The 23,090-nt window shown below is 70.9% G+C and carries 21 protein-coding genes; 11 read left to right on the top strand and 10 right to left on the bottom strand.

The annotated features are described in order from the left end of the window. Nucleotides 1–109: 109 nt before the first annotated feature. The 5 genes from rplI to ACMCNN_RS30850 form a co-directional block, all read right to left on the bottom strand. Nucleotides 110–559, bottom strand: coding sequence for a 50S ribosomal protein L9 (gene rplI / locus ACMCNN_RS30830; RefSeq protein ID WP_412743965.1), 450 nt, complete (start codon nt 557–559; stop codon nt 110–112). Between the two features lie 14 nt (nt 560–573). Continuing rightward, complete coding sequence (gene rpsR, locus ACMCNN_RS30835; RefSeq protein ID WP_130509877.1) at nt 574–813, bottom strand: 30S ribosomal protein S18; 240 nt, start codon at nt 811–813, stop codon at nt 574–576. A gap of 54 nt (nt 814–867) precedes the next feature. After that, complete coding sequence (locus ACMCNN_RS30840) at nt 868–1,410, bottom strand: single-stranded DNA-binding protein (protein WP_412743966.1); 543 nt, start codon at nt 1,408–1,410, stop codon at nt 868–870. A 77-nt stretch (nt 1,411–1,487) separates the two neighbouring features. Beyond that, nucleotides 1,488–1,778 carry a 30S ribosomal protein S6 gene (gene rpsF / locus ACMCNN_RS30845; RefSeq protein WP_106128737.1) on the bottom strand — a complete coding sequence of 97 codons (291 nt, stop codon included), beginning with the start codon at nt 1,776–1,778 and terminating at the stop codon, nt 1,488–1,490. 339 nt (nt 1,779–2,117) lie between these two features. Then, entirely contained in the window at nt 2,118–3,113 is a 996-nt protein-coding gene (locus tag ACMCNN_RS30850; RefSeq protein ID WP_412743967.1) for a hypothetical protein, read from the bottom strand. Nucleotides 3,114–3,261: 148 nt separating this feature from the next. On the opposite strand from ACMCNN_RS30850, the gene ACMCNN_RS30855 reads away from it, so the two are divergent. Together ACMCNN_RS30855 and ACMCNN_RS30860 are read left to right on the top strand one after the other, a co-directional pair. Beyond that, the gene (locus tag ACMCNN_RS30855) at nt 3,262–4,038 is read left to right on the top strand and encodes a deoxyribonuclease IV (RefSeq protein ID WP_412743968.1); all 777 of its coding nucleotides are present in this window, start codon (nt 3,262–3,264) and stop codon (nt 4,036–4,038) included. Between the two features lie 23 nt (nt 4,039–4,061). Then, nucleotides 4,062–6,275: a hypothetical protein gene (locus ACMCNN_RS30860; RefSeq protein WP_412743969.1), complete on the top strand. Its 2,214-nt coding sequence runs from the start codon at nt 4,062–4,064 to the stop codon at nt 6,273–6,275. 19 nt (nt 6,276–6,294) lie between these two features. Here ACMCNN_RS30860 and ACMCNN_RS30865 read toward each other — a convergent pair whose 3' ends face one another. From ACMCNN_RS30865 to ACMCNN_RS30875, 3 genes are all read right to left on the bottom strand, one after another. After that, nucleotides 6,295–7,803 carry a glycosyltransferase family 87 protein gene (locus ACMCNN_RS30865; RefSeq protein ID WP_412743970.1) on the bottom strand — a complete coding sequence of 503 codons (1,509 nt, stop codon included), beginning with the start codon at nt 7,801–7,803 and terminating at the stop codon, nt 6,295–6,297. 97 nt (nt 7,804–7,900) lie between these two features. Further along, on the bottom strand, nt 7,901–10,654 hold the full coding sequence (locus ACMCNN_RS30870) for a transglycosylase domain-containing protein (RefSeq protein WP_412743971.1): 2,754 nt from the start codon (nt 10,652–10,654) through the stop codon (nt 7,901–7,903). A 190-nt stretch (nt 10,655–10,844) separates the two neighbouring features. After that, nucleotides 10,845–11,312, bottom strand: coding sequence for a DUF5318 domain-containing protein (locus ACMCNN_RS30875; protein ID WP_412743972.1), 468 nt, complete (start codon nt 11,310–11,312; stop codon nt 10,845–10,847). Between the two features lie 182 nt (nt 11,313–11,494). Between ACMCNN_RS30875 and ACMCNN_RS30880 the strand changes: the two genes are divergently transcribed. Next, nucleotides 11,495–12,100 (top strand): PadR family transcriptional regulator, encoded by a 606-nt coding sequence (locus tag ACMCNN_RS30880; RefSeq protein WP_412743973.1) that lies wholly within the window; start codon nt 11,495–11,497, stop codon nt 12,098–12,100. A gap of 17 nt (nt 12,101–12,117) precedes the next feature. Next, complete coding sequence (locus tag ACMCNN_RS30885; protein WP_412747338.1) at nt 12,118–13,197, top strand: inositol-3-phosphate synthase; 1,080 nt, start codon at nt 12,118–12,120, stop codon at nt 13,195–13,197. 90 nt (nt 13,198–13,287) lie between these two features. On the opposite strand, the gene ACMCNN_RS30890 is transcribed toward ACMCNN_RS30885, so the two are convergent. Next, the gene (locus tag ACMCNN_RS30890; protein ID WP_412743974.1) at nt 13,288–13,746 is read right to left on the bottom strand and encodes a methylated-DNA--[protein]-cysteine S-methyltransferase; all 459 of its coding nucleotides are present in this window, start codon (nt 13,744–13,746) and stop codon (nt 13,288–13,290) included. Nucleotides 13,747–13,775: 29 nt separating this feature from the next. After that, on the bottom strand, nt 13,776–15,218 hold the full coding sequence (locus ACMCNN_RS30895; protein WP_412743975.1) for a CCA tRNA nucleotidyltransferase: 1,443 nt from the start codon (nt 15,216–15,218) through the stop codon (nt 13,776–13,778). Between the two features lie 49 nt (nt 15,219–15,267). On the opposite strand from ACMCNN_RS30895, the gene ACMCNN_RS30900 reads away from it, so the two are divergent. The 7 genes from ACMCNN_RS30900 to trxA all read left to right on the top strand — a co-directional run bounded on the left by ACMCNN_RS30900 (nt 15,268) and on the right by trxA (nt 23,056). Then, nucleotides 15,268–16,365 (top strand): hypothetical protein, encoded by a 1,098-nt coding sequence (locus ACMCNN_RS30900; RefSeq protein WP_412743976.1) that lies wholly within the window; start codon nt 15,268–15,270, stop codon nt 16,363–16,365. A 24-nt stretch (nt 16,366–16,389) separates the two neighbouring features. Beyond that, nucleotides 16,390–18,177 carry a murein biosynthesis integral membrane protein MurJ gene (murJ, locus tag ACMCNN_RS30905; RefSeq protein ID WP_412743977.1) on the top strand — a complete coding sequence of 596 codons (1,788 nt, stop codon included), beginning with the start codon at nt 16,390–16,392 and terminating at the stop codon, nt 18,175–18,177. Between the two features lie 200 nt (nt 18,178–18,377). After that, complete coding sequence (locus tag ACMCNN_RS30910; RefSeq protein WP_412743978.1) at nt 18,378–19,916, top strand: protein kinase family protein; 1,539 nt, start codon at nt 18,378–18,380, stop codon at nt 19,914–19,916. Between the two features lie 31 nt (nt 19,917–19,947). Continuing rightward, nucleotides 19,948–20,655, top strand: coding sequence for an RNA polymerase sigma factor SigM (gene sigM / locus ACMCNN_RS30915; protein WP_412743979.1), 708 nt, complete (start codon nt 19,948–19,950; stop codon nt 20,653–20,655). Further along, nucleotides 20,652–21,584 carry a hypothetical protein gene (locus tag ACMCNN_RS30920; RefSeq protein WP_412743980.1) on the top strand — a complete coding sequence of 311 codons (933 nt, stop codon included), beginning with the start codon at nt 20,652–20,654 and terminating at the stop codon, nt 21,582–21,584. Before sigM ends, ACMCNN_RS30920 begins: the two co-directional genes overlap by 4 nt. 130 nt (nt 21,585–21,714) lie before the next feature. Then, nucleotides 21,715–22,674 (top strand): thioredoxin-disulfide reductase, encoded by a 960-nt coding sequence (gene trxB / locus ACMCNN_RS30925; RefSeq protein ID WP_412743981.1) that lies wholly within the window; start codon nt 21,715–21,717, stop codon nt 22,672–22,674. Between the two features lie 58 nt (nt 22,675–22,732). After that, nucleotides 22,733–23,056: a thioredoxin gene (gene trxA / locus ACMCNN_RS30930; RefSeq protein WP_412743982.1), complete on the top strand. Its 324-nt coding sequence runs from the start codon at nt 22,733–22,735 to the stop codon at nt 23,054–23,056. Nucleotides 23,057–23,090: the final 34 nt, after the last annotated feature.

A 23,090-nucleotide genomic window follows, 5' to 3' on the forward strand; every position in this document is an offset into this window, starting at 1 on the left:
CGGGAACGCGGCTGTCGCGACGAGCGCGCCTTTACGCCGACCATCGCGGTAGCCGGAAACGCGGAAAGGCGCACCGGATGCACCGGTGCGCCTTTCGCTGCGTGCCTTGTTACTTGGCGCCGACCACGTTCACCGGGAACGTGGCGGTCACCTCGGGGTGCAGCTTGACCTGCACCTTGTAGGAGCCCGTGGTCTTGATGTGGCCGGGCAGCTCGAGGCGGCGCCGGTCCAGGGACGGACCGCCGGCGGCCTTGACCGCGTCGACGATCTCGGCCGGGGTGATCGAGCCGAACAGGCGGCCACCGTTGCCGGAGCGCGCCGTCAGCGTGACCTTGAGGCCCTCGAGCTGGCCCTTGACCTCGGTGGCCTGGCCCAGGTCACGGATCTCGCGGGTCTCGCGAGCCCGGCGGATGACCGCCACCTGCTTCTCGGCGCCCTTGGTCCAGGCGATCGCGAAGCCCTGCGGGAGCAGGTAGTTGCGGCCGTAGCCGTTCTTGACCTCGACGATGTCGCCCGGGGTGCCGAGACCGGACACCTCGTGAGTAAGGATGATCTTCATCTGGGTGCCTCCTCTCAGCGCGCCGAGGCCGTGTACGGCAGAAGCGCCATCTCGCGGGCGTTCTTGACCGCGCGGGCGATCTGCCGCTGCTGCTGGGAGGTCACGCCGGTGACTCGCCGAGCGCGGATCTTGCCCCGGTCGGAAATGAACTTCCGCAGCAGCTGGGTGTCTTTGTAGTCGATGTAGGTGATCCCCTCCTTGTCGAGCGGGTTCACCTTCTTCTTCGGCTTGCGCAGTGCCGCAGCCTTCGCCATTGCTCTTGCTCCTGATGTCATGTCGCGTGCCGGGCGGCGGGGCCGCCCCACCCGCTAGAAAGGTGGCTCGTCGTCGAAGTTGTTGCCGCCGCCGGAGCGGCCGCCGGAGGCCTGGGCAGGGGCAGGGGCAGCCGTGGCCCAGGGGTCGTCGAAGCCGCCGCCCCCACCGCCGTTGGACTGCCGGTTGCCACCACCGCCGGAGGCGCCGAAGCCGCCCCCGCCGCCGCCGGAGCGGGACATCTTCTGCACCTTCGCCGTGGCGTAGCGCAGCGACGGGCCGATCTCGTCGACCTCGAGCTCGATGACGGTGCGCTTCTCGCCCTCGCGCGTCTCGTACGAGCGCTGGCGCAGCCGGCCCGTGACGATGACGCGGGCACCACGCTGGAGTGACTCGGCCACATGCTCCGCGGCGTCGCGCCAGATGTTGCACGCAAGGAAGAGCGGCTCGCCGTCCTTCCATTCGCCGGAAGCCCGGTCCAGGAACCGCGGCGTCGAGGCGACGCGGAACTTGGCGACCGCCGCACCGGACGGGGTGAAGCGCAGCTCAGGGTCGTCGGTCAGGTTGCCGATGACCGTGATGGTGGTGTCTCCTGCCATGACCTTCTCCTCGCGTCCTCGCGTTTGCTGGGTTGAGACTCGCAGAGCCCTACGACAGAAACGACGAGGACGGTAAGTCAGCGCGTCTCGGGCCGGATGACCTTGGTACGCAGGATGGACTCGTTGAGGCGCAGCTGACGGTCCAGCTCGGCCACGGCCTCGGGCGTCGCCTGCAGGTCCACGACGGCGTAGATGCCCTCTGACTTCTTGTTGATCTCGAACGAGAGCCGGCGACGGCCCCACACGTCGAGCTTCTCCACCGAGCCGCCCGCGGTGCGGATCACGTTCAGGTACGTGTCGAGCGACGGGGCGACGGTGCGCTCCTCGAGACTGGGGTCGAGGATCACCATGAGTTCGTAATGACGCAAGACGTTCTCACCTCCTGTGGGCTTAAACGGCCACGGTCTCTCCGTGGCAGGAGGTCTTGCTGTCCGCCGCCGCGCGACGTCGTGGGGCGACCCACAGCAACGCCGTGGAGCGCATGGCCCACGGCGGTCACCCGGCGGACCGGGCAAGCATACCGGCGCGCCCACTGGGCGCAAAAACGCGCCGGACAACCGGAACGGCCCCGTCCCACCAGGGACGGGGCCGTTCGTGACGAGAGCCGCGGGGCGTCCGGTCCGCTTTCGCTGGGTGGGACCTGGGGAGGAACGACCACACCGATGAGGTTGGACGCAGCCGCCCCGCGGAGCTTTCTGACGGGGAGTCTACGCCATCATTGCCCGAGATGCACGTTGCGCCACGATTGCCCGAATCGCGCCGAAGGAGACTCCGGTGACACAGATCAGGGCGGTCAACGCCAGCAACCCGATCGGTGCGTCCTCCGGCACCGGCGGCATCGCGGTGGGTCCCCCCGCAGTCACCACGGCGGCCGGTCCCGCGGATGTCGCGGCCGGTGCCAGGTCCGCGGCCTGCGGCGCCTCGACCGACGTGACAGCGGTGGCCAGCGTACGGGTGCCGCCGGGCGGGAGTCCGCCGATCACGGGTGCCGCGGCGATTGCGCCCCGGCGGGTGGGGTTCTCGTCCTGTGCCTGGGCACCGGCGCCGCCGACCGGCTCGACGACCGCGGTGACCGGCGCCGTCGTGACCGGAACCGTCCGCGGCAACGTCGGCCGCGACGTGCCCGGCCGCTGGGTCGGGGGCCGTTGCGGGCGGGTCGTCTGGGTCACCGGCGGCGGCACGGACGAACCGCCACCGGGGGAGTTCGACGGCGTGCCCTGGCCGGACGGGGTGTCCGTCGCCGTCGGGGTGCCGGAGGGAACCGGAATCGGCACCGGCACGCTCGACGGCGGTACCGATGAGGGCGGGCTCGGAGCGACGACCGGCGTCGACTCGTCGGCCAGCGCGCACACCGGGTCGTCCGTCGGCGACGTCACGGCCCGCACGAACACCGCCTCGGCGGCGCGGTGCCTCGTGACCACCGGCGCGCGGTGCGCCGTGCGTTCCCCACGACCGGTCACCGCCCGCAGGTGGGTGGCGCCGCGCAGCGGCTTGGCCCTCACCCGTTCGGCGCGGACCGGCACGGTTTCCAGGTCCGGTGTGGACTTGCAGGACAGCTCGAGGGTGTGTTCACCGAGAGCCATCCCGGGTTGGCCCTCGGCGGATTGCCCCGCGCTGGCGTTCTCGCTCGTCAGCAGCGGGGCGCCGAGTAGCAGGCCGCCCAGCGCCATCGCCGCCACCAGGTGTCGGAACTGACGCGACATGCACCCATCTCCCCGGTTCCGCCGGCCCGTACCGGCACATTGACCTGCGCAATCCCTCCGTTAACGAGACGCGGCGGAGCCCGGTGACGCACGGCGTCGCCGTCCGGTGACATCCGGTTACGTCGTACCCCCGTCGTAGGCTCGACCCATGCGCATCGGAGCCCACGTAGATCCCGGCGACCCCCTCGCCGAAGCGGCCGCCCGCAACGCGGATGCGGTGCAGTTCTTCCTCTCCGACCCGCAGGGCTGGAAGGCACCCGCCCCGCGCCCGGACGCCGAGGCCCTGCTCGCCTCGGACGTGGCGGTCTACATCCACGCGCCGTACATCGTGAATGTGGCCACCCTCAACAACCGGATCCGCATCCCCAGCCGCAAGCTGCTGCTCACCCACGCCCGCGCGGCGGCCGCCATCGGTGCGCGCGGCCTGATCGTGCACGGCGGCCACGTCGGCGACGGCGACGACCTCGCGGTCGGCGTCGACAACTGGCGCAAGACTTTCGCGTACGCGGAAAAGGAGGGTGGCCTGCCGCTCCCCGTCCTGATCGAGAACACCGCAGGTGGTGAACGCGCGATCGCCCGCCGCTTCGACGACCTCGCCCGGCTCTGGGATGCGGTCGGGGAGTTCGGCGCGGGCTTCTGCCTGGACACCTGTCACGCCCACGCGGGTGGCGAGGAGCTGCTCGGCATCGTCGACCGGGTGAAGGCCATCACCGGCCGCATCGACCTGATCCACGCCAACGACTCGAAGGACCCGTTCGACTCGGGTCGCGACCGGCATGACAACCTCGGCAATGGGAAGATCGATCCGGACCTGGTGGTGGCCGTGATCCGCGCGGCCGGGGCACCCGTGATCGTCGAGACGCCCGGCGGCGCGGAGGGCCAGTCCGCCGACATCGCCCTCCTGCGGGATCGGACGGGCAGCTGACACGAGCGGCAGGAGGTGGTGGCGTGGCAACCGACCAGCCGCAGCTCAGCCCCGACCCACCGGCCATGACCGACCAACCCGCCGACCCCGGCACACCGACCGGGGGCACCGAAACGGGCCCGACGGCCGAGCCGAACACCGGCGCCGTCGAACCGCCTGCCGCCCCGACCACGGCGACATCCGAGGTTGCGGCGTCCGGCACGGTCGGCGCGAAGGCCGTCCGGGCACGGTCCTGGCTCCCCTGGCGGCGTCGGCCGAGCTCACCGCCACCGGAGACCGGCGAAGCGAGCACCGCGCCGCCACCCGAACCCACGGTGGCCACGACACCAGCCACCGAGAAGCCAGCGCCCGCCACACCAGCAAGCGGAGCGCCGGAAACCGACGCGCCGGAAACCGGGACGCAAGCCGGGGACAACCCCGACCCCGGCCGTGGTGACCTGCCCGCCACCCGGCCGCCCGGCGCGCCCCCCGATCCGTGGACGGCGTTCGCCACCACCCCGGAGCGCGGCCCCGGCCGCCTACGACGCGCCGTCCGGGCCGTGCGCCGCTGCCTGTTCCACGAGTACGCGCTGGCCGGCTATGCCTGCCTGCTCCTCGCGGTGGCGATGACCTGGCCCGCCCTGCGCTACCCGCTGCACACCCTCCCGCAGGACCTCTACGACCCGTCCCGCCAGGCATGGCAGGTCTCCTGGGCCGGGCACATCCTGACCGCCGACCCGGCCCGGCTCTGGCACGCGAATGCCTTCTTCCCGCTGCCCTACACCTTTGCGTACGGCGACAGCCTGCTCGGCTACGCCCCGGCCGGCATGCTGGGCACCGGCCCGGACGCGGCCGTCCTGCGGTACAACATCCTCTTCGTCCTGGCCCACGCGCTGCTGACGTTCGGCGGCTATGCGCTGGTCCGCCAGCTCGGCGCCCGACGCACCGGTGCCGCGGTCGCCGCCGTCGCGTTCGCGTACGCGCCCTGGCGGCTCGCGCAGGAGGGTCACCTCGACATCGTGTCGGTCGGCGCCATTCCCCTGGCGCTGGCAATGCTCGCCCGCGGCCACGGCTGGTCCCTGCGCTACGGTTTCCGCCCCGCCCGGCGACGAGCCCGATGGGCGGTGGCGGGATGGTTGCTGGCCGCCTGGCAGATCAGTCTCGGCTTCGCGCAGGGCCTGCCCTTCGCGTACGTGCTCGCCCTGCTGATCCTCGTCGTGCTGGTGGCGGTGCCGATCCGCCGCCTGCGCCGCCGCGGCCAGGGTCCGGTGCTGGGCTGGCGGCTGCTCGTCACCGACCTGGTGGGGATACTCGTCGTGGCCGCCGTCGGTGTGCTCATCGCGCTGCCGTACCTGCGCGCCGGAGCCACCGGCCCAGCCCTGACGGAAGTGCGGTTCTTCTCGCCGCCGGTGCACAGCCTGCTGATCGGCCCGGCCGAGTCCCGGATCTGGGGTGCCGCGCACGCGGTCCCGCGGGCGTCGTTGCTCTGGCCTGCCGAGATGAGCCTGCTGCCGGGCTTCGTCCTGTACACGCTCGCCCTGGTCGGGCTGCTCTTCTCGATCTGGACCTGGCGTCAGCGCCTCGTCATGCTGGTCGCCCTCGCGTCTGCGGTGGTCCTGACACTCGGCACCACCGTCCTCGATGGACGCTGGACGTACCTGCCGCTGTTCGGGCATCTGCCCGGCTCCTTCGGGGTGCGGATCCCGGGCCGCCTCATGCTCTGGGTGACCCTGGTGCTGGCCGTGCTCGCCGCGGGCGCCGTCGACGAGTTCGTCCGGCGCGCCGAGCAGCTGTCCGCGCAGCGGATGCCGCCGTGGCCGAGCCCGTGGCTGCGGGCCGCCACGTTGATACCGCTGGCCCTGGTGCTGGCCGAGGGCTGGGGCGTCACCGCACATCCGGTCGTGCCCACCCAGCCCCGGGCCCTGCGTACGGTCACCCAGTCGACGCTCGTGCTGCCCACCTCCACGCTGGGCGATCAGAGCGTCATGCTGTGGTCGACGTCCCGCTTCCAGCCGCTGGCCAACGGGGGTGGCGGGTTCGCCCCGGTGCACCAGGCGGAGCTGCGTCGCAACGTGGCCACGTTCCCGGACGCGGCCAGCATCGCGTACCTGCGCGGTCTCGGTGTGCAGACCGTGCTGCTGGTGCGCTCGCAGGTGGCGGGCACCCCGTGGGAACGCGCGGGCGATGTGCCGGTGGATCCGCTCGGCATCACGCGGGAGGACCTGGACGACGACACCGTCCTGTTCCGCATCCCCTGACGCCCGCCGGGCGCACCGGTCAGGCCGGGATGGGCACCTCGGGCGGCTGCGGTGCCGCGGGCCGCTCCGCCGGTGACTTCCGCAGCTGGGACACCCACGCCGCGTCCGGCGCGCCGTCCAGCGGCCCGCCGTCCGGATCGTCCGCGTACGTGCTCCGGACGGCGTCGCGTTCGGGCCGCCACATCTCCCGCACCACGAGCCCGCAGAGAACCGCCACGGTGATCAGCCGCAACGTCGCCGCCAGCACGAACGTCCCCTCTGGAATGACCGGCTTGCCACCGGCCCCGAGCAGTTCCGCGTAGAACGCGGTGAAGTACCCGATCTCGGCGACGCTCCAGGCGATCACGGCACCCCACCGCGGGCGGGCCAGCACGACCAGCGGCAGCAGCCACAACACGTACTGCTGGGACCAGACCTTGCTGAAGATCAGGAACGCGGCGACGACGAGGAACGCCACCTGGGACAGGCGCGGGCGCCGCGGCGCCAGCATGCACACCACGGTGATCGCCACGCAGCTGAGACCGAACAGGGCGTACGTCAGCCAGTTCAGCGCGGGCACGTGGTCGCTGAGCCACTGGAACGGACCCTGGTTCCCCGGAGTGCCGGTCTTCCACTTGCCGTCGAGGTACCGCCCGATGTACCAGAGCGTGCCCCAGTCGATCGGGCGTTCGGTGTTGAGGTGGAAGAACCGGTTCCAGCTCGTGCGGTAGGACAGGAACACCGGCAGGTTGACGATCACCCAGGCGGCGACGGCCGTACCGATGGCGGTGAACGCGGCCCGCAGCCGAGCGGAACGCAGCGCGAGGACGAGGATCGGGCCGAGGATGAACAGCGGCCACAGTTTGGCTGCGCCGCCGAGGCCGAGCAGGATCCCGGCGAGGGCGGGATGTCGCCGGGCCCACGCGTACAGGCCGAACATGGCCAGGCCGATGGCGAGGAAGTCCCAGTTCACCGTCGCGGTGACGAACAGGATCGGGGACAGCGCGAAGATCGCGGCGTCCCAGGGTCTGCGGCGCCGCAGGGCGAGCAGGACCGCGACGGTGGCGACGGCCAGTGCGCAGAGTACGGCCGCATTGATGTTGTAGAACCACTTGCCCTGGTTGATGCCGGGGAACTTCTGGCCCAGCGCGTGCACCGGCAGCCCCAGCGCGCCCATGAAGTACCCCGTGACCACCGGGTATTCGACCGCGTGGTCCCGGTACGGCACCTTGCCCTGGTTGAGTTCCTCGGCATAGTAGAGCGCCAGCACGTCGGTGTAGCAGAACCGGGTGTACTGGATGTTCTTCTGCCAGTCGCCGTCCTGGCACGGCGACTTCTGCACCCAGTGCAGCGCCAGGGTGAGGCACGTCAACGCGAGGATGATCCGCGCCGCCGTCCAGAATCGATTCGGCCGATCCTCCGGCGGTACGGCGTGATCGCCGAGTGGCCCACCGATCGCCTCGGAGAGCCCGCGTACGAAGCCGTCCGAGGATGCGGGGTGGTCCTGCGACTCAGACCGTTCGATGTCGCGGGCCGACTGGGTGCTCATGGCATGGAATCATGCCGCATCCGGCCGCCCTTTCCCCGAAGGGGACAGAGCGCGCCGGGCTCGGTCGTGGTGCTGACCGAGCCCGGCGTCACCTGGTCTATCCGCCGGCTCCTGGCGTGGCGTTGTTCTCGCCCGGAGTGTTACCGGTGAGGAACTGGCCGGGGAACGTGGTGGGCGGATCGCCACCGTTGTTGCCGCCGTTGTTTCCACCGTCGCCACCGTTGTTGCCGCCGGGCCCGTTGTTCCCGCCGTTGTTGCCACCGTTGTTGTTTCCGTTGTTCCCGCCGTTGTTGTTTCCGCCGGGGCACAGGAAGCCGATGAGGCACTGCGGCTGCTCGACCGGCGGCGGCGGCGCCACGCCGTTCTGCAACGGGCTGTTGGGGTCACCGGTGTGCTGCCGCACCGGGAAGTCCTCGACCTTCCAGTCGAGCTTCGCCGTGACCTTGTCCATGAACGTCTTCCACACCGCACCCGGGGTGCTGGCGCCGAACATGCCCTTGCCGGTGCCGTTGGGGCCCTGCTTCAGCTGGACCTTGCCCCTGGCACCACCGATCCAGACGGTGGCGGCCATTTGCGGGATACCACCGACCATCCAGGCGTCACCGTTACCGCGAACTACCCGGCTGCCCTGCTTGACGTTGAACTCCCAGGTTCCGGTCTTGACCGCGGAGGGCCGACCGTTGCGCAACACGCGGTTCGCATGCTCCGGGATCTTCTGCATGACGCCCAGCAGATCGCTCATCTGGTCGGCGGGGAATGCCTGATTACCTTTGAGGCTCTCGTGCTCGAACGTGACCATCTTGCCGGTGTTCTCATCACGGCGGCTCACCGAGAGGATGAAGTGAGCCTTGTGGTAGACGCCGCCGTTGATGATGGTCGCCACTCCGTTGGCGTGTTCCAGCGGCACGACCCGGTACTGGCCGAAGCCCACCTCCGGAGCGAAGTACTTGTTCCAGGTCGACGCATCGGACTTGTCCAGGTCGATCATCTTGGACTTGCCGTCACTCTGAGCGTCGGTCCAGATGTGCCGGATACCCGCCGCCTTCGCCGCCTCCAGCACCGATGACGGCCCGAGCTTCTCGGCGATCCAGTAGAAGGGGAAGTTGTACGACTGAATCGTCGCCTTCTCCAGCTGACAGAACTTGATCTGACCGCCGCAGACCGTGCCCGGGTCGGCTCCGGCGTTGCTGATCTTTCCGCCGCCGTTCGGACGCTCCAGATCGCCGTTCCAGTGGGTGTCGAACGAGATGCCCCGCTTCAACCCCGCCGCCAGGGTGTACGGCTTGAAGGTCGAGCCGGGCGACTGACCGCCGCCCTTGTCGTCGATCTCCCCGGTGTCGCCCTTCATGTATCCCGCGTAGTCGAGACCGTTCGGATCGTCGCCACCGTAGTAGGCCAGCACCCGACCGTTGGACGGATCGATGGCGACCAGCGCGGCCTGGTACGACTTCGGCTTGTCGTTCATCGGCGAGTCTTCGCTGGACCTGCGCGCCGACTCCTCGGCGGCCTTCTGGATGTCGGGGTCGATGGTGGTCTTGATGTCGAGCCCGCCGCGGCGCTGCGCGTCGTCGTCGATGCCCATCTCGCGCAGTTCCTGCTTGACGTGCCGGATGATCATGCCGACCGGCTTGTCGGCGGCGTCACCGCTCGACTTGCCGCTGTCGTTCGGACGGAGCGTCTTGGTCGGGTACACCGCGGCGGCACGCTCCTCTGGAGAGATCCACTTCATCTCCAGCATGTTGTTGAGCGTGTACTCCCAGCGCTCCCTCGCCGCCGTCGGATTGATGTTGGGGTCGAATCCCTTGTGGCCGCCCTGGACCGGCTCGGGCTGCTTGATGATCGAGGCGAGGACCGCGGCCTCGGAGATGGTGAGCGCCCGCGGGCTGTTCGGCGCGGCGAGCACCGACTTGCCGAAGTACCCCTGCGCCGCGGCCTCGATCCCGTACCGGCCCTCGCCGAAGTACACCGAGTTCAGATACAGACCCATGATGGTCTGCTTGTCGTACTTCGACTCCAGCTTGCGCGCGATCACCGCCTCGCGCAGCTTCCGGTTGTAGCTGATGTCCTTGAGCTTGGCCGCGTACCGGGCGTACTGCTGGGTGATCGTCGAGGCACCCTGCTTGTCGCCACCGGTGAAGTTGTTCCAGGCGGCCCGGGCGATGCCGACGAAGTCGATCCCGTGATGGTTGTAGAAGTTCTTGTCCTCGGCGCCCGCCACAGCGTGCTGCACCAGCAGTGGGATGCTCTTGTTCGGGACGACTGTCCGGTTCTGGCTGCCGAGCTTGGCGAGCACCTTGTTGTTCGCGTCCCGGATCGTCGTCGCCTGGCTCTCGGAGGTCGGCGTCGGCAGGTCCACCCCGTCGAAGAACCAGGTGCCCCCGACCACGCCGGCGCCCAGCAGGATGACCACGACCGCGGCCGCCGCGGTGAGGACGTTGGCGCGCCGACGGCGCTTGGCGACCTTCGTCAGGTCCTTGCGGTTCGGGCGGCCCTGGCCGCCGCCACCGAGGTCGTCGAAGCCGTCCGGTCCGGCCGTCGGCCGGACTGCGGCACGGGCCACGGCGGCGCGGCCGCCATACGAGCCGGTGCCGGATCCGGGACCGTACGCCGCACCGACGCGCGCCGAGCCGACGGAGGCGGCGCCGACCGCGGCGCGCCCGGCGGGTGCGCCGACGGAGGCGGAACCGCGCGGCGCGCCGACGCTGGCCGTGCCGGCGGCACCGCGCCGGTACGCGTCCGGGGCGGGGCGTGCCGCGGCGTAGGAAGGGTCGCCCTCCGCCCCATTAGCAGCGGACGGCCCGGGCACTCGGGCCCGGGCACGTGCTGACTGCGAGTCGCCGTTCGAATTCATTCAGTCACACCTACCGGTCGCGGTGGCGCACCCGACGAGCCCGGGAAAGGGCTTCCGGCGGCAGCGCCACGAGCGGTCGTTGTGGGCTGCATCCGCGCAGCCGCCCTGTCAGATGCCAAGAATGACCGATTGCGGCGCTGGATGCCCGTGTCGGTCGGGGTCGTGTCGACGTTGGCGTTAGGGGGTCGAGTCACCATCGGCCCTCCCGGCGCTGTGACGACGACCCTGCCTCGCGGTGGCGGCCCGAGGAAGCCGAGGCGACGGCCTCGACCCTGTCCAGTTCGTCGGCGCTGAGCGCGTCCCGCCCGAGCAGGTACTGCTCGATGAGGTGGTTCCACGCACAGGAGCGGCACACCTCCACGACGAACACCTGGAACTCACGCAGCGTCATGGCCAGCACGGGCAGCTCCGCGAGCTTGCGCGCCTGTCCAGCCGAGTTCTTGAGCTCATCGCCGTAGATGTAGTGCACCAGGGTGAGGTTGTCGTGACGGCAGATCGGGCAGCGCTCGTCCGTGGGTTCGCCGTGGAATCTGGCTGCATTCTTCAAGTACGGCGATGCATCGCAGACTTCAAGCGTTCCGACCTTGCCGTTGTGCACGTCACGCAGCAGCGCCCGCTTCTGAAGCGAGTAGTCGACGACCTGCCGCTGCGTGCGCATGGCGAAGAGAGTACGCGCTCATGTCCCGTACGGCGACAGGCGTCACGCAGCGTGGCGCAGCGACCGCGTAGCCGCGATCATGTTGCGGCTCGACGCCCCACGTTCTAACGTGACGATGTATCGGCCCGATACATCGGCCCGCACGGTGCGGCCCCGCAGGCCCGGCGAGGAGGTGGCGCGAGATGCTCGAACTCGCCGTCCTCGGCCTCCTTCAGGAGGCCCCCATGCACGGGTACGAGCTACGCAAGGAACTCGCCACCAAACTGGGGACCATCCGTGCCGCGATCAGCTACGGCACCCTGTACCCCACGCTGAAGCGCCTGAACACCGCCGGCTGGATCAGCGAGACCGTGCCCGACGACGCGATGGTGCCACCGCTGACCAGCAGACGCGGCCGGATCGTGTACAAGATCACGGCCGAGGGCAAGGAGCGGTTCGCGGAGCTGCTGGCCCAGGCGGGCCCCGAGACGTACGACGACGCCGGCTTCGGCGTACATTTCGCGTTTTTTGCCCGGACCGACCGGGCCACCCGGCTGCGCATCCTCGAAGGTCGCCGCCGCCGGATCGAGGAGCGCCGCGAGGGCCTGCGTGAAGTCCTCTCCCGGGCCGCGGACCGGCTCGACGCATACACCCTCGAACTGCAACGACACGGACTCGAAGCGTGCGAGCGCGAGGTCCGCTGGCTGGAGGAGCTCATCACCAACGAGCGCTCCGGCCGTTCCCCGGCCACACCGGCCGCGGAGACATCCCCCGAGAGCCCGCGTCCGCACCAGGACCGGCCCTTATGAACAAGGAGGCAATCGCGATGGGCTCCGTCCGCGTCGCCATCGTCGGTGTGGGTAACTGCGCCTCGTCCCTCGTGCAGGGCGTCGAGTACTACCGCAACGCCGACCCGAACGACCGTGTCCCGGGTCTCATGCACGTGACCTTCGGCGACTACCACGTCTCCGACGTGAAGTTCGTCGCGGCGTTCGACGTGGACGCCAAGAAGGTCGGCATGGACCTCTCCGAGGCGATCGTGGCCAGCGAGAACAACACCATCAAGCTGTGCGACGTGCCGCCCACCGGCGTCACCGTGCAGCGGGGCCCGACCTTCGACGGTCTGGGCCAGTACTACCGGGAGATCATCGAGGAGTCGACGGCCGAGGAGGTCGACGTGGCGCAGGCGCTGCGCGACGCCGAGGTCGACGTGGTCGTCTCGTACCTGCCGGTGGGCTCCGAGAAGGCCGACAAGTTCTACGCCCAGGCCGCGATCGACGCGGGCTGCGCGTTCGTCAACGCGCTGCCGGTCTTCATCGCCTCCGACCCCGAGTGGGCAAAGAAATTCGAGGACGCGGGCCTGCCGATCGTCGGTGACGACATCAAGAGCCAGGTCGGCGCGACGATCGTGCACCGGGCGCTGGCCAAGCTGTTCGAGGACCGCGGGGTCGAGCTGCTGCGCACGTACCAGCTGAACTTCGGCGGCAACATGGACTTCATGAACATGCTGGAGCGCAACCGCCTGGTCTCCAAGAAGATCTCGAAGACCCAGTCGGTGACCAGCCAGATCCCGCACGAGATGAGCAAGAGCGACGTGCACATCGGGCCGTCGGACCACGTGCCGTGGCTCGACGACCGCAAGTGGGCGTACATCCGGCTGGAGGGGCGCAGCTTCGGCGACACCCCGCTGAACGCCGAGCTGAAGCTCGAGGTGTGGGACTCGCCGAACTCGGCCGGCGTCATCATCGACGCGGTCCGCGCCGCGAAGATCGCCAAGGACCGCGGCATCGGTGGCCCGATCCTGTCGGCCAGCTCCTACTTCATGAAGTCGCCGCCGGTGCAGTACAACGACCACGACGCCAAGGAGTCCGTCGAGGCGTTCATCCGCGGCGACATCGAGCGCTGAGGACAGCCGAGAGAATCAGCGTCAGCCCGGGCCGCCTCGCCTGATGGTCACCCCATCCGGCAGGCGGCCCGGCTGTGTCAGCAGCGGAGGTCAACTCCAGGATCTGGCCATCGCGACGCGGGCCTCCAGTTCCAGCAGTTTGCGTTTGCGGTCCAGGCCGCCGCCGAAGCCGACCATCTTGCCGCCCGCCCCGACCACCCGGTGACACGGCACGATCACCGGAACCGGGTTGTGGTTGCAGGCCGTCCCCACCGCCCGGGCCGCCCCCGGATCGCCGAGCGCGGTAGCGATCGCCCCGTACGTGGTCGTCTCGCCGTACGGGATGCGAGCGATCTCGGCCCACACGCCGCGCTCGAACTCCGAGCCGCCCACCAGCTCGTACGGCACGGTGAAGTCCGTCAGGTCGCCGGCGAAATACGCCGACAACTGGTCGAGCGCCGGATGGGCACCGGCGGGACCGGGGGAGGCGCCGAACCGCAGCCCGACCACCACGTCGTCGTGGACGGCCACCCCGAGCGGACCGATCGGCGAATCGATGACGAGTCGCATGCCTGCAGTCTGCTCCGGGGGTACGACACCTATGACATGTGGCCGTGCTCGCGCGCCCAGCGCAGCAGCTCCGCCTCGGCCTCCTCGCGCGGCAGCGGGCCCTTGTCCAGCCGCAGTTCCTTCAGGTACTTCCACGCCTGCCCCACGATCGGTCCGGGCGGGACGCCGAGGATCTCCATGATCGCGTTGCCGTCCAGGTCGGGCCGGACCCGCGCCAGATCCTCCTCAGCAGCCAGCCGGGCGATCCGCTCCTCCAGCGCGTCGTAGTCCGCGGCCAGCCCCGCCGCCTTGCGCCGGTTGCGGGTCGTGCAGTCCGACCGGGTCAGCTTGTGCAGGCGGGGCAGGAGCGGACCGGCGTCGGCCACGTAGCGGCGCACCGCCGAATCGGTCCACTCGCCGCGGCCGTACCCATAGAAGCGCAGGTGGAGCGCGACCAGCTCGACCACGTCGGAGATGACGTCCTTCGGGAACCTCAGCGCGCGCATCCGCTGCTTGGTCAGGCGCGCCCCGACCACCTCGTGGTGGTGGAAGCTGACTCGGCCGTCGCGGCCTACCGCCTTGGTCGCGGGCTTGCCGACGTCGTGCATGAGCGCGGCCATCCGCAGGATGAAGTCCGGGCCCTCGTCGCCCTCCAGCCGTACGGCGTTGCTGACCACGATCAGGGTGTGCTCGTACACGTCCTTGTGCTGGGCGTGCTCGTCGATCTCCAGCTTGAGCCCGGACAGCTCCGGCAGGAAGCGATCCGCCAGGCCGGTGTCGACCAGCAGCCGCAGCCCGCGCAGCGGGTCGGCGCCGCAGAGCAGCTTGGTGAACTCGTCGCGGATCCGCTCGGCGGTGATCCGGTCCAGGTCGGCGGCCATCGCGGTCATCGCGGCGACCACCGCGGGCTCCACCGCGAACCGCAGCTTCGCGGCGAACCGGGCGGCCCGCAGCATCCGCAGCGGGTCGTCGGAGAACGACGACTCCGGGGTGTCCGGGGTACGGATGACCTGCTGGGCGAGGTCGGCCAGCCCCCCGTACGGGTCGGTGAAGGCGTGGCCGGGCAGGCTCACGGCCATCGCGTTGATGGTGAAGTCGCGCCGCCGCAGATCGTCGAGCAGATTGGTGCCGTACGCCACCACCGGGTTGCGGCTGACCCCGTCGTACGCCTCCGCGCGGAAGGTCGTGATCTCCAGTCGCAGACCGTTCTTCTGCACCCCGATGGTGCCGAACTCGCGTCCGGTCTCCCAGATCGCGTCGGCCCACCCGTCGACCACCCGCAGGGTGTCCTCGGGGTGTGTGTCGGTGCAGAAGTCGAGGTCGTCGCCGAGACGGCCGAGCAACGCGTCGCGGACGGAGCCGCCGACGAGGTGCAGTTCGTGACCCGCGGCGGCGAAGCGGCGGCCCAGCTCGTCGGCGACGGGGGAGACGCGGAGCAGTTCGGCGACCGCGTTGCGCTGGGCGGCGGAGAGGGAGGAGGCAGGCGTTGACATGGGACGACCAGCGTATCGGTCGTGGCGGTGACCGGCGGCAGCGGGCAGGATGGGCGCCGTGCCCGTTTCCGAGGCGCTGCGCCGCCTGAGTGAGGACCCCGGGTTCTGGACGGGCGCGCCCAGCCCGCCACCCCACCCGGATGCCGTCTCCGGTCCGCCGCCATCGGTCGGGCCACGGCATGGAGGGCCGCGTGCCGGGGACGCGGCCGCCGTGCCGCACCCCGCCGAGATGCGCGTCTCGCTGCCGGTGACGGCCGGGTACGCCCTCGTGCTGGACATCGACCTGGTCGCGGGGGAGCGCACGCTCGGACTGCGCGTGCCGGCCAGCAGCGAGCCGATCCAGCTGGGCTGGATGGGGCCGGGTCGGCCGTATCCGGCGGCGTTGCGCTGGTGGGAGCTGGACCTGTGCGCCAGGGTGATCGCCCTGGAGGACCCCACGCTGCCGCACCCGGGTCTGGTCGTGGCACTGCTGTCGCCGTTCGCCCCGGCGACCCCGGACGACGATCCGGCGGAGATCGCCGCGGTACGCGCCGCCGCGTATCGCGCCCTGCGGCGCGACATGCCGCCCGCGGGCCCGAACACCGCGGGCCCGAACACCGCGGGCCTGCACACCGCGGCCCTGAACGCGGCGGGACCGGACGCCGCCGGACCGGGCACCGCCGGACCGGGCACCGCCGGACCGGGCACCGCCGGACCGGGCAGCGCCGGACCGGAACAGGAGCCGTTGCCGCTCTTCGCCGACGACCGCTGGTGGCCCCGCCCGCAGCCGGCGCCGTCGCCCCGGGTGCTCGACGAGGCCACGGTCGCGGCCCTGGCCGCACCGGCCGACGTCCACCTGGAGGTCCGCGCCGGCCGGCGGTTCCCCCGCGACGAACTCGCCGACCTCGTCCGCCGGGCCACCGCGCGGCTGACCGGCCACCCGCGGGAGGACTGCTACGCCACCGCCCGCCCGCTGGCCCGGCACATCGCGGGCAGCGGTGACCTGCGGCCCGTGCCGCGCCTGCTGGCCACCCTGACCGAGGCGGGCTGCGACCACCCCACCGTGCTGGACGCCCTCAGCGAACCACTGGTGCCCCTCGAAGCGTGCTGGATGGTCGAGACCCTGGCAGGCGTGGCTCCCGGCAGCCTCCTGCGCCGACACGTGTGAGCACGACCTGGCTAGATTGGCGGGGTGTCCGTACCTGACGAAGCCCGGCCCAGCGGCGGCCTGTACCGCAGCGCCCACGCGGCGGGTGACGATCCCGCGCCCCACGTGGACGGCGTGACCCTGATCTCGGTGGACACCCCGAACCCGGGCGCGGCCGTCACGGGGGAGCAGGCGCTGCCCCCGGAGGAAGTGCCGGACGAGCCGGGCGAGACCAGTACGGCGGGCAACAGCGCCATCATGGCGGCGGGCAGCCTGGTCAGCCGGGTGATCGGGTTCGCCCGGAACGCCCTGATCGGCATGACGCTGGGTGCGGGCATCGGCGACGCGTACACCAGCGCGCAGTTCCTGCCGGGGCAGATCTACGAGCTGCTGCTCGGCGGCATCCTCTCCAGCGTGCTGGTGCCGCTGCTGGTCCGGCGCCGCAAGGCGGACACCGACCGGGGGCAGGAGTACACGCAGAAGCTGCTGACGTTCGCGGTGGTGGGGCTGGGCATCGCGACCGTGCTGGTGGTGATCGCCGCACCGCTGGTGACGGCGATCCAGTCCGGCCGGAACACCACCGAGCAGTACCAGGACCTGGTCACCGCGTTCGCGTACCTGATCCTGCCGATCATCTTCTTCACCGGGGTGTCCGCGCTGATCGGCGCGGTCCTCAACGTACGTGGGCATTTCGCCGCGCCGATGTGGGCGCCGATCCTCAACAACCTCGTGGTGATCGCCGCCTGCGGGGTGTTCATCGGTGTCTTCGGCACCGCCAAGGGGCTGAAGCCGGAGGACATGACGCCGGGCCGGATCGCGGTGATCGGCCTGGGCACGCTGTTCGGCATGGTCGCGCAGGCCGCCGGGCTGCTGCCCGCGCTGCGCAAGGTCGGCTTCCGGTGGAAGTGGCGGTGGGATCCGCGGGCGCTGGGCCTGGGCGAGATCGGCCGGCTGGCGGGCTGGATGCTCTGCTACGTCGGCGCGAACCAGGTCGCGGTCTTCGTCGTGGTACGCCTGCTGAGCCAGGTGTCGAACGGCAGCAACGCGAGCGTGCTGGCCTTCAACAACGTGTTCCTGCTGACCATGATGGCGCACGGCATCATCGGCGTTTCCGTGATGACCGCCCTGCTGCCGCGGATGAGCGCGGCCGCCGCCGACGGCCGGTACGCCGACGTCAGCGCGGACCTGAGCCGGGGCATCCGGCTCACCGCCTCCGCCCTGGCCCCGATCGCCGTGGTGTACGCGGTGCTGGCCGCCCCGTTGGCGGTGACCCTGTTCCAGGGTGGGGCGTACACCCCGGAGATGACCTTCGCGACCGCCGGGGTGCTCGTGGTCGCCGGGTTCGCGGTGCTGCCGCTGTCGATCAGCTATCTCTGCACGTACACCTTTTATTCTTTGCAGGGCAACAAGACCGCCGCGCTGATCAACATCCCGGTGGTGGTGATCCGCATCGGCGCGTACGTGCTGCTGTTCGCGGTGCTGTCCAGTTCGCTGGCGGCGGCGGGCATGACCGCCGCGAACGCCCTGTCGTACGTGGCCTCCGCGCTCATCTCGCTGGCCGTGCTGCGCCGCCGGATCGGCCGTCTCAACCTGGGCTCGGTCGCCGGCGCGCTGGTCCGGGTACTGCTGGCCGCCGCCGTGGCCGCCGCGCTCGGTCTGGTCGTGGTGCGGCTGCTGCCCGGCGGCGCGCGCCCCGAGCGCGGCGAGGCTATTCTCCAGGTGGCGGTCGGCGGATCGGTGATCGTGTTGACGTATGTCGTGGCGGCCGCGCTGCTGCGTGTGCGCGAGGTCAGCCAGGTGATCGGCATGGTGCGCCGCAAGCTCGGAGTCTGAGTCCATCGCAAACTCGGACTTAGAGGCTGTGGACAACCCTGTGGACAATTCCCTGAACAGCCCTGTTGTCGTCGCCGGACGGCCGGTATCCGATCGGCCGCGGGCCTCGGACGGGTGCCGCGGCCGGGGTTGACCTGTAGGAGCCTGGCCCCGGCCGGGTAAGGTCGTGTCGGACACGTGTGCACCACGGAGGAGGACCGGTGACCCAGGTCGGCGAAGGCCACGAGACCGCGGCCGATGGGGCCGGTCCGGTCATGACCTTCGGTACCTCCACCGTCGGCGAGATCCTGGCCGAGCGCTACCAGCTCGAGGACCACGTCAACAACGACAGCGCCGGGCGCCAGGTGTGGCGCGGCATCGACGTCATCCTGCGCCGTCCCGTCGCCGTGGTGCTGCGGCACCCGGGCGGGGAGTCGGCCATCGAGATGCTGCAGGCCGCGGTCGACGCGAGCCGGGTCATCCACCCCAATCTGGTCGGCGTCTACGACGCCATCGACGAGGGCGAGCGGGCGTACGTGGTCCGCGAGTGGGTGGACGGCTCCGCGCTGCGCGAGCTGGTCAGCACGAACGGGCCGATGGACCCGGCCCGCGCCACCGCGGTCGCCCGTTCGCTGGCCGACGCGCTCACCGCGGTGCACGCCACCGGCATGGTGCACGGCAACGTGCACCCCGGCACCACCCTGATCGCCGACGACGGCCGGGTGGTGCTGGCCGACGCCCGCGCCGACGAGGCGGACAGCATCGAGGCGGACGTCCGCGCGGTCGGCGGGGTCCTCTACTACGCGCTGACCGGGCGCTGGCCGCACGCCGAGGTGGGGCGCTCCGCGCTGCCCGACGCGCACCGGGACGCCGCCGGCACCATCGCGGCGCCGCGCCAGGTGCGTGCCGGCATCCCGGCGTACCTGGACGACCTCACGATGGACCTGCTGGACAAGCGGGTCACCACCCCCGACGCGCAGGCGCTCGCGGCCGAGCTGGCCCGCCTCGACGCGGCCGACGACGACTACGAGGACGTCGGCCCGCTGCGGTTCACCCAGGGCACCTCGGTCGAGCCGGTCCGCAGCACCCGCAAGATCGCTCTCGGGATCGCGGCGCTGGTGGTCATCGCCCTGCTCGGCCTGATCTTCGGCATCAACGCCATCTCGAACTCGGACAAGGGCAACCCGTCCGGCACGTCCCAGGCGGGGACGGGCCAGCCCGGTGGTCCCAGCGGCGGCACCAGCTCTGACGGCGACAACACGCCCGCGCCCCCGCAGAAGATCCCGCTGACCGCCGACATGGTCCGGATCGTCGACCCGCCGCCGGGCACCCGCGACGACACCGGCGAGGCCGCGAAGACGGTCGACAACGACGACTCCACCGCCTGGGAGACGCAGGGCTACTTCTCGCCCAAGTTCGGCAACCGCAAGGCGGGCATGGGTGTCCTGATCAACCTCGGCACGCCGCGGTCGGTCAGCGAGGTGCGGGTTGAGACCTCGGCGCCGGGCGTCGCCATGGACATCCGTACGGGCGACAGCGACCCGGGTGACAACTCCGCCGGCGACGAGAAGATCGTCAAGTCGTACAAGCGGATCAGCGACTCCGACATCGAGAAGACGCAGGGTACGGACTCGGTCTTCACCGGCTTCGACGAGGGCACGAAGTACCAGTACATCCTCGTCTTCCTCACCGAGCTGCCGCGCGGCGACGACGGCAACTACCGGGTCAGCGTCAACAAGATCGAGGTGTACGGCAACTGACCCGGCGGCCCGTCTCCGCTACATTGCTGGCGTGACCCCGCAGCGTGACGCGCACCCCGGATCGGAGCCGCTCACACCGAGCGACGCCGAACTGCTGCGCGCGCACGTCGACGGCGACCCCGACGCGTTCGGTGAGCTGGTCCGCCGCCACCGCGACCGGTTGTGGGCGGTCGCGCTGCGCACGATCGGCGACCGCGAGGAGGCGGCCGACGCCGTGCAGGACGCGTTGCTGTCGGCGCACCGCGCCGCCGCCCGGTTCCGCGGCGAGTCGGCGGTCACCACCTGGCTGCACCGGATCGTGGTGAACGCCAGCCTGGACCGGCTGCGCCGCCGCCAGTCCCACCCGACCGTGCCGCTGCCGGACGGCAGCCGCGCCGACGACACCCCCACGGCGCCCGAACCCGCCGCGCCCGTCCAGGACCATGACACCGCCCTGGTCGTCCGGGCGGCCCTGGGCGACCTTCCCGCCGACCAGCGGGCCGCGATCGTCCTGGTCGACGTCCAGGGGTACGCGGTGGCCGAGGCCGCCACGATCCTCGGCGTCGCCGAGGGCACGATCAAGAGCCGGTGCGCGCGGGGCCGGGCGCGGATGGCGCTGGCCCTGGCCCACCTGCGCGCCGGCGGCGGAGACAACGGTCACGATGCCGGCGGGAACCGTACGGGCGTGGACCGCGTCCCATCGGGGTCGGGAGTGACAGGGCCGCTCCCACCCGCAGCCGAAGGGAGGCGTGACCAGTGACCGGGGCCGACTTCAGCGACGTCGACATCGACCTGCTGGCCGACTACGTCGGCGGGGTCCTGGACGGCACCCCGGAGGCGGCGGAGGTGGCCGCCCGCATCGATGCGGACCCGCAGTGGCGCGACGCGCACGAGGCGATGCTGGCGGGCATGGCCGCGGTGACCGCCGAACTGCACGCCATGGGTGCCGCCCCGGAGCCGATGCCCTCGGACGTGGCCGCCCGGATCGACGCCGCCCTCGCCACGGCCGCGGATCCTGCGCCCCTCGACGACATCCCGCGCGACGCCACGGGCGCCGGGCAGGCGCCGCGTCGGCACCTGGTCGCCGTACCGTCCGGGGGTGCCCGGGTGGGCACGGCCCGCCGGCGGTGGCGCTGGGCCGCGCCGGTCGGGGTCGCCGCCGCGGTGCTCGCGTTCGCCGGTTTCGGGGTCAACCACCTCGTCCAGCCCGAGAGCAAGAACGCCTCCGACTCGGCCGGTTCCACCGCCATGATCGCACCGGCCGCGGGCGGCGCGGCGGTCCTGCCGGACGCCGCGCACATCGTCACCAGCGGCAAGGACTACGCGCCGGGCACCTGGCGTGCCGAGGCCGAGCGGGCGTTGCCCGCACCCGCGTCCGCGCAGGACCGCGCGGAGCCGAGCACGAAGGGCGCCGCGCCCAGCGTCGAGGCCCTGACGGGCGACGTGGCCGCGCCGTTGCAGCGGCTGCGCGCGCGGGATGCCCTGCAGGCGTGTCTCGACGCGATCGCCCGGGAGTACGGATCCGTACCGGTCGTGGCGCAGACCATCGAGTACGCCCGGTTCCAGCAGGCGCCCTCGCTGATCGTGCGGTTCGCCGGGCCGGACGGCACGTGGATCTGGGTGAGCGGACCGGACTGCGGAGCGCCCGGTGCCGGCGCGGCCACCCGGTTCCACGTGAAGGTACGCTGACCCGCACCGCGTTCCCGGTGGGTGAGTTCGACCACGGGCCTCTGACGCGCGGGAATGACGCGTCCTTACGATGAGGTTCTAGCGTGCGTAGTCGCCGGGTGCCGGCGACATCGAATCGGAGGGGTCGGCAGTGGACGAGGTCCGAAACCTGATCATCATCGGCTCGGGACCAGCCGGCTATACGGCGGCGCTGTACGCGGCCCGGGCAAACCTGAATCCGTTGATCATCGAGGGCGTACAGTCCGGCGGCTCGCTGATGACCACCACCGAGGTGGAGAACTTCCCCGGTTTCCCCGAGGCCATCATGGGTCCGGAACTGATGGACAACATGCGTAAGCAGGCCGAGCGGTTCGGGGCCGAGTTCATCACCGACGACGTGACCCGCGTCGAGCTGTGCGACCGCCCGACCGAGGCGGGCAGCGAGGGCCTCAAGACGGTGTGGGTGGGCGACACCACGTACTTCGCGCGCGCGGTCATCCTCGCCACCGGCTCCGCGTGGCGGCCGCTGGGCGTGCCGGGGGAGCAGGAGCTGCTGGGTCACGGCGTCTCGTCGTGCGCCACCTGTGACGGATTCTTCTTCCGCGGGCAGCACATCGTCGTGGTGGGCGGTGGCGACTCCGCGATGGAGGAGGCCACGTTCCTGACGAAGTTCGCGGAGACCGTGACCATCGTGCACCGGCGGGACTCGTTCCGGGCCAGCAAGGTGATGCAGGTCCGGGCGTTGAACAACCCCAAGATCAAGATCGAGTGGAACAGCGAGGTCGAGGAGGTCCTCGGCGCCGACGGCAAGGTCGTCGGGGTACGCCTGCGCGACACGCAGACCGGGGCCACCAAGGTCCTCGACGTCACGGGCGTCTTCGTCGCGATCGGGCACGACCCGCGCAGCGAGCTGTTCAAGGGCCAGATTGAGCTCGACGCCGACGGCTACGTCAAGGTGGAGAGCCCGAGCACCCGGACGAACATCCCCGGCGTGTTCGCGGCCGGTGACCTGGTCGACCACACGTACCGGCAGGCCATCACCGCCTCCGGAACGGGCTGCGCCGCGGCCCTGGACGCCGAGCGCTTCATCGCCTCGTTCATCGAACTCTGAGCAACTGAGCCTCGTTCATCGAACTCTGAGCAACCGACTGAAATCCCGGAGGTACCTGGTGGGAGCTACCAAGGCGGTCACCGACGCCACGTTCGCCAGCGATGTGCTGCAGTCCCAGAAGCCGGTACTGGTGGACTTCTGGGCCGAGTGGTGCGCCCCGTGCCGCAAGGTCGAGCCGCTGCTGGCCGAAATCGCCACCGAAATGGGCGACAAGGTGGACATCGTCAAGGTCAACATTGACGAGAACCCCGAGACCGCCCGCGCCTACCGGGTGATGTCCGTGCCGACGCTGACCATGTTCAAGGGCGGCGAGCCGGTCAGCTCCGTGGCCGGCGCCAAGCCGAAGGGCGCCCTGATCAACCTCATCGAATCGGCGCTCTGACACCAGATCGACCACGACGCCCCCGTGTCCGCCG

The organism is Krasilnikovia sp. MM14-A1004 (assembly GCF_047159485.1).
GTDB lineage: Bacteria > Actinomycetota > Actinomycetes > Mycobacteriales > Micromonosporaceae > Actinoplanes.

Bases quoted from the DNA above. Each gene is read 5' to 3' on its own strand.
- rplI (WP_412743965.1), bottom strand. From the start codon at position 559: ATGAAGATCATCCTTACTCACGAGGTGTCCGGTCTCGGCACCCCGGGC.
- ACMCNN_RS30895 (WP_412743975.1), bottom strand. From the start codon at position 15,218: ATGTCAACGCCTGCCTCCTCCCTCTCCGCCGCCCAGCGCAACGCGGTC.
- ACMCNN_RS30840 (WP_412743966.1), bottom strand. From the start codon at position 1,410: ATGGCAGGAGACACCACCATCACGGTCATCGGCAACCTGACCGACGAC.
- ACMCNN_RS30865 (WP_412743970.1), bottom strand. From the start codon at position 7,803: ATGAGCACCCAGTCGGCCCGCGACATCGAACGGTCTGAGTCGCAGGAC.
- ACMCNN_RS30890 (WP_412743974.1), bottom strand. From the start codon at position 13,746: ATGCGACTCGTCATCGATTCGCCGATCGGTCCGCTCGGGGTGGCCGTC.
- rpsR (WP_130509877.1), bottom strand. From the start codon at position 813: ATGGCGAAGGCTGCGGCACTGCGCAAGCCGAAGAAGAAGGTGAACCCG.
- ACMCNN_RS30850 (WP_412743967.1), bottom strand. From the start codon at position 3,113: ATGTCGCGTCAGTTCCGACACCTGGTGGCGGCGATGGCGCTGGGCGGC.
- ACMCNN_RS30875 (WP_412743972.1), bottom strand. From the start codon at position 11,312: ATGCGCACGCAGCGGCAGGTCGTCGACTACTCGCTTCAGAAGCGGGCG.
- ACMCNN_RS30855 (WP_412743968.1), top strand. From the start codon at position 3,262: ATGCGCATCGGAGCCCACGTAGATCCCGGCGACCCCCTCGCCGAAGCG.
- ACMCNN_RS30880 (WP_412743973.1), top strand. From the start codon at position 11,495: ATGCTCGAACTCGCCGTCCTCGGCCTCCTTCAGGAGGCCCCCATGCAC.
- ACMCNN_RS30900 (WP_412743976.1), top strand. From the start codon at position 15,268: ATGGGCGCCGTGCCCGTTTCCGAGGCGCTGCGCCGCCTGAGTGAGGAC.
- ACMCNN_RS30870 (WP_412743971.1), bottom strand. From the start codon at position 10,654: ATGAATTCGAACGGCGACTCGCAGTCAGCACGTGCCCGGGCCCGAGTG.
- ACMCNN_RS30885 (WP_412747338.1), top strand. From the start codon at position 12,118: ATGGGCTCCGTCCGCGTCGCCATCGTCGGTGTGGGTAACTGCGCCTCG.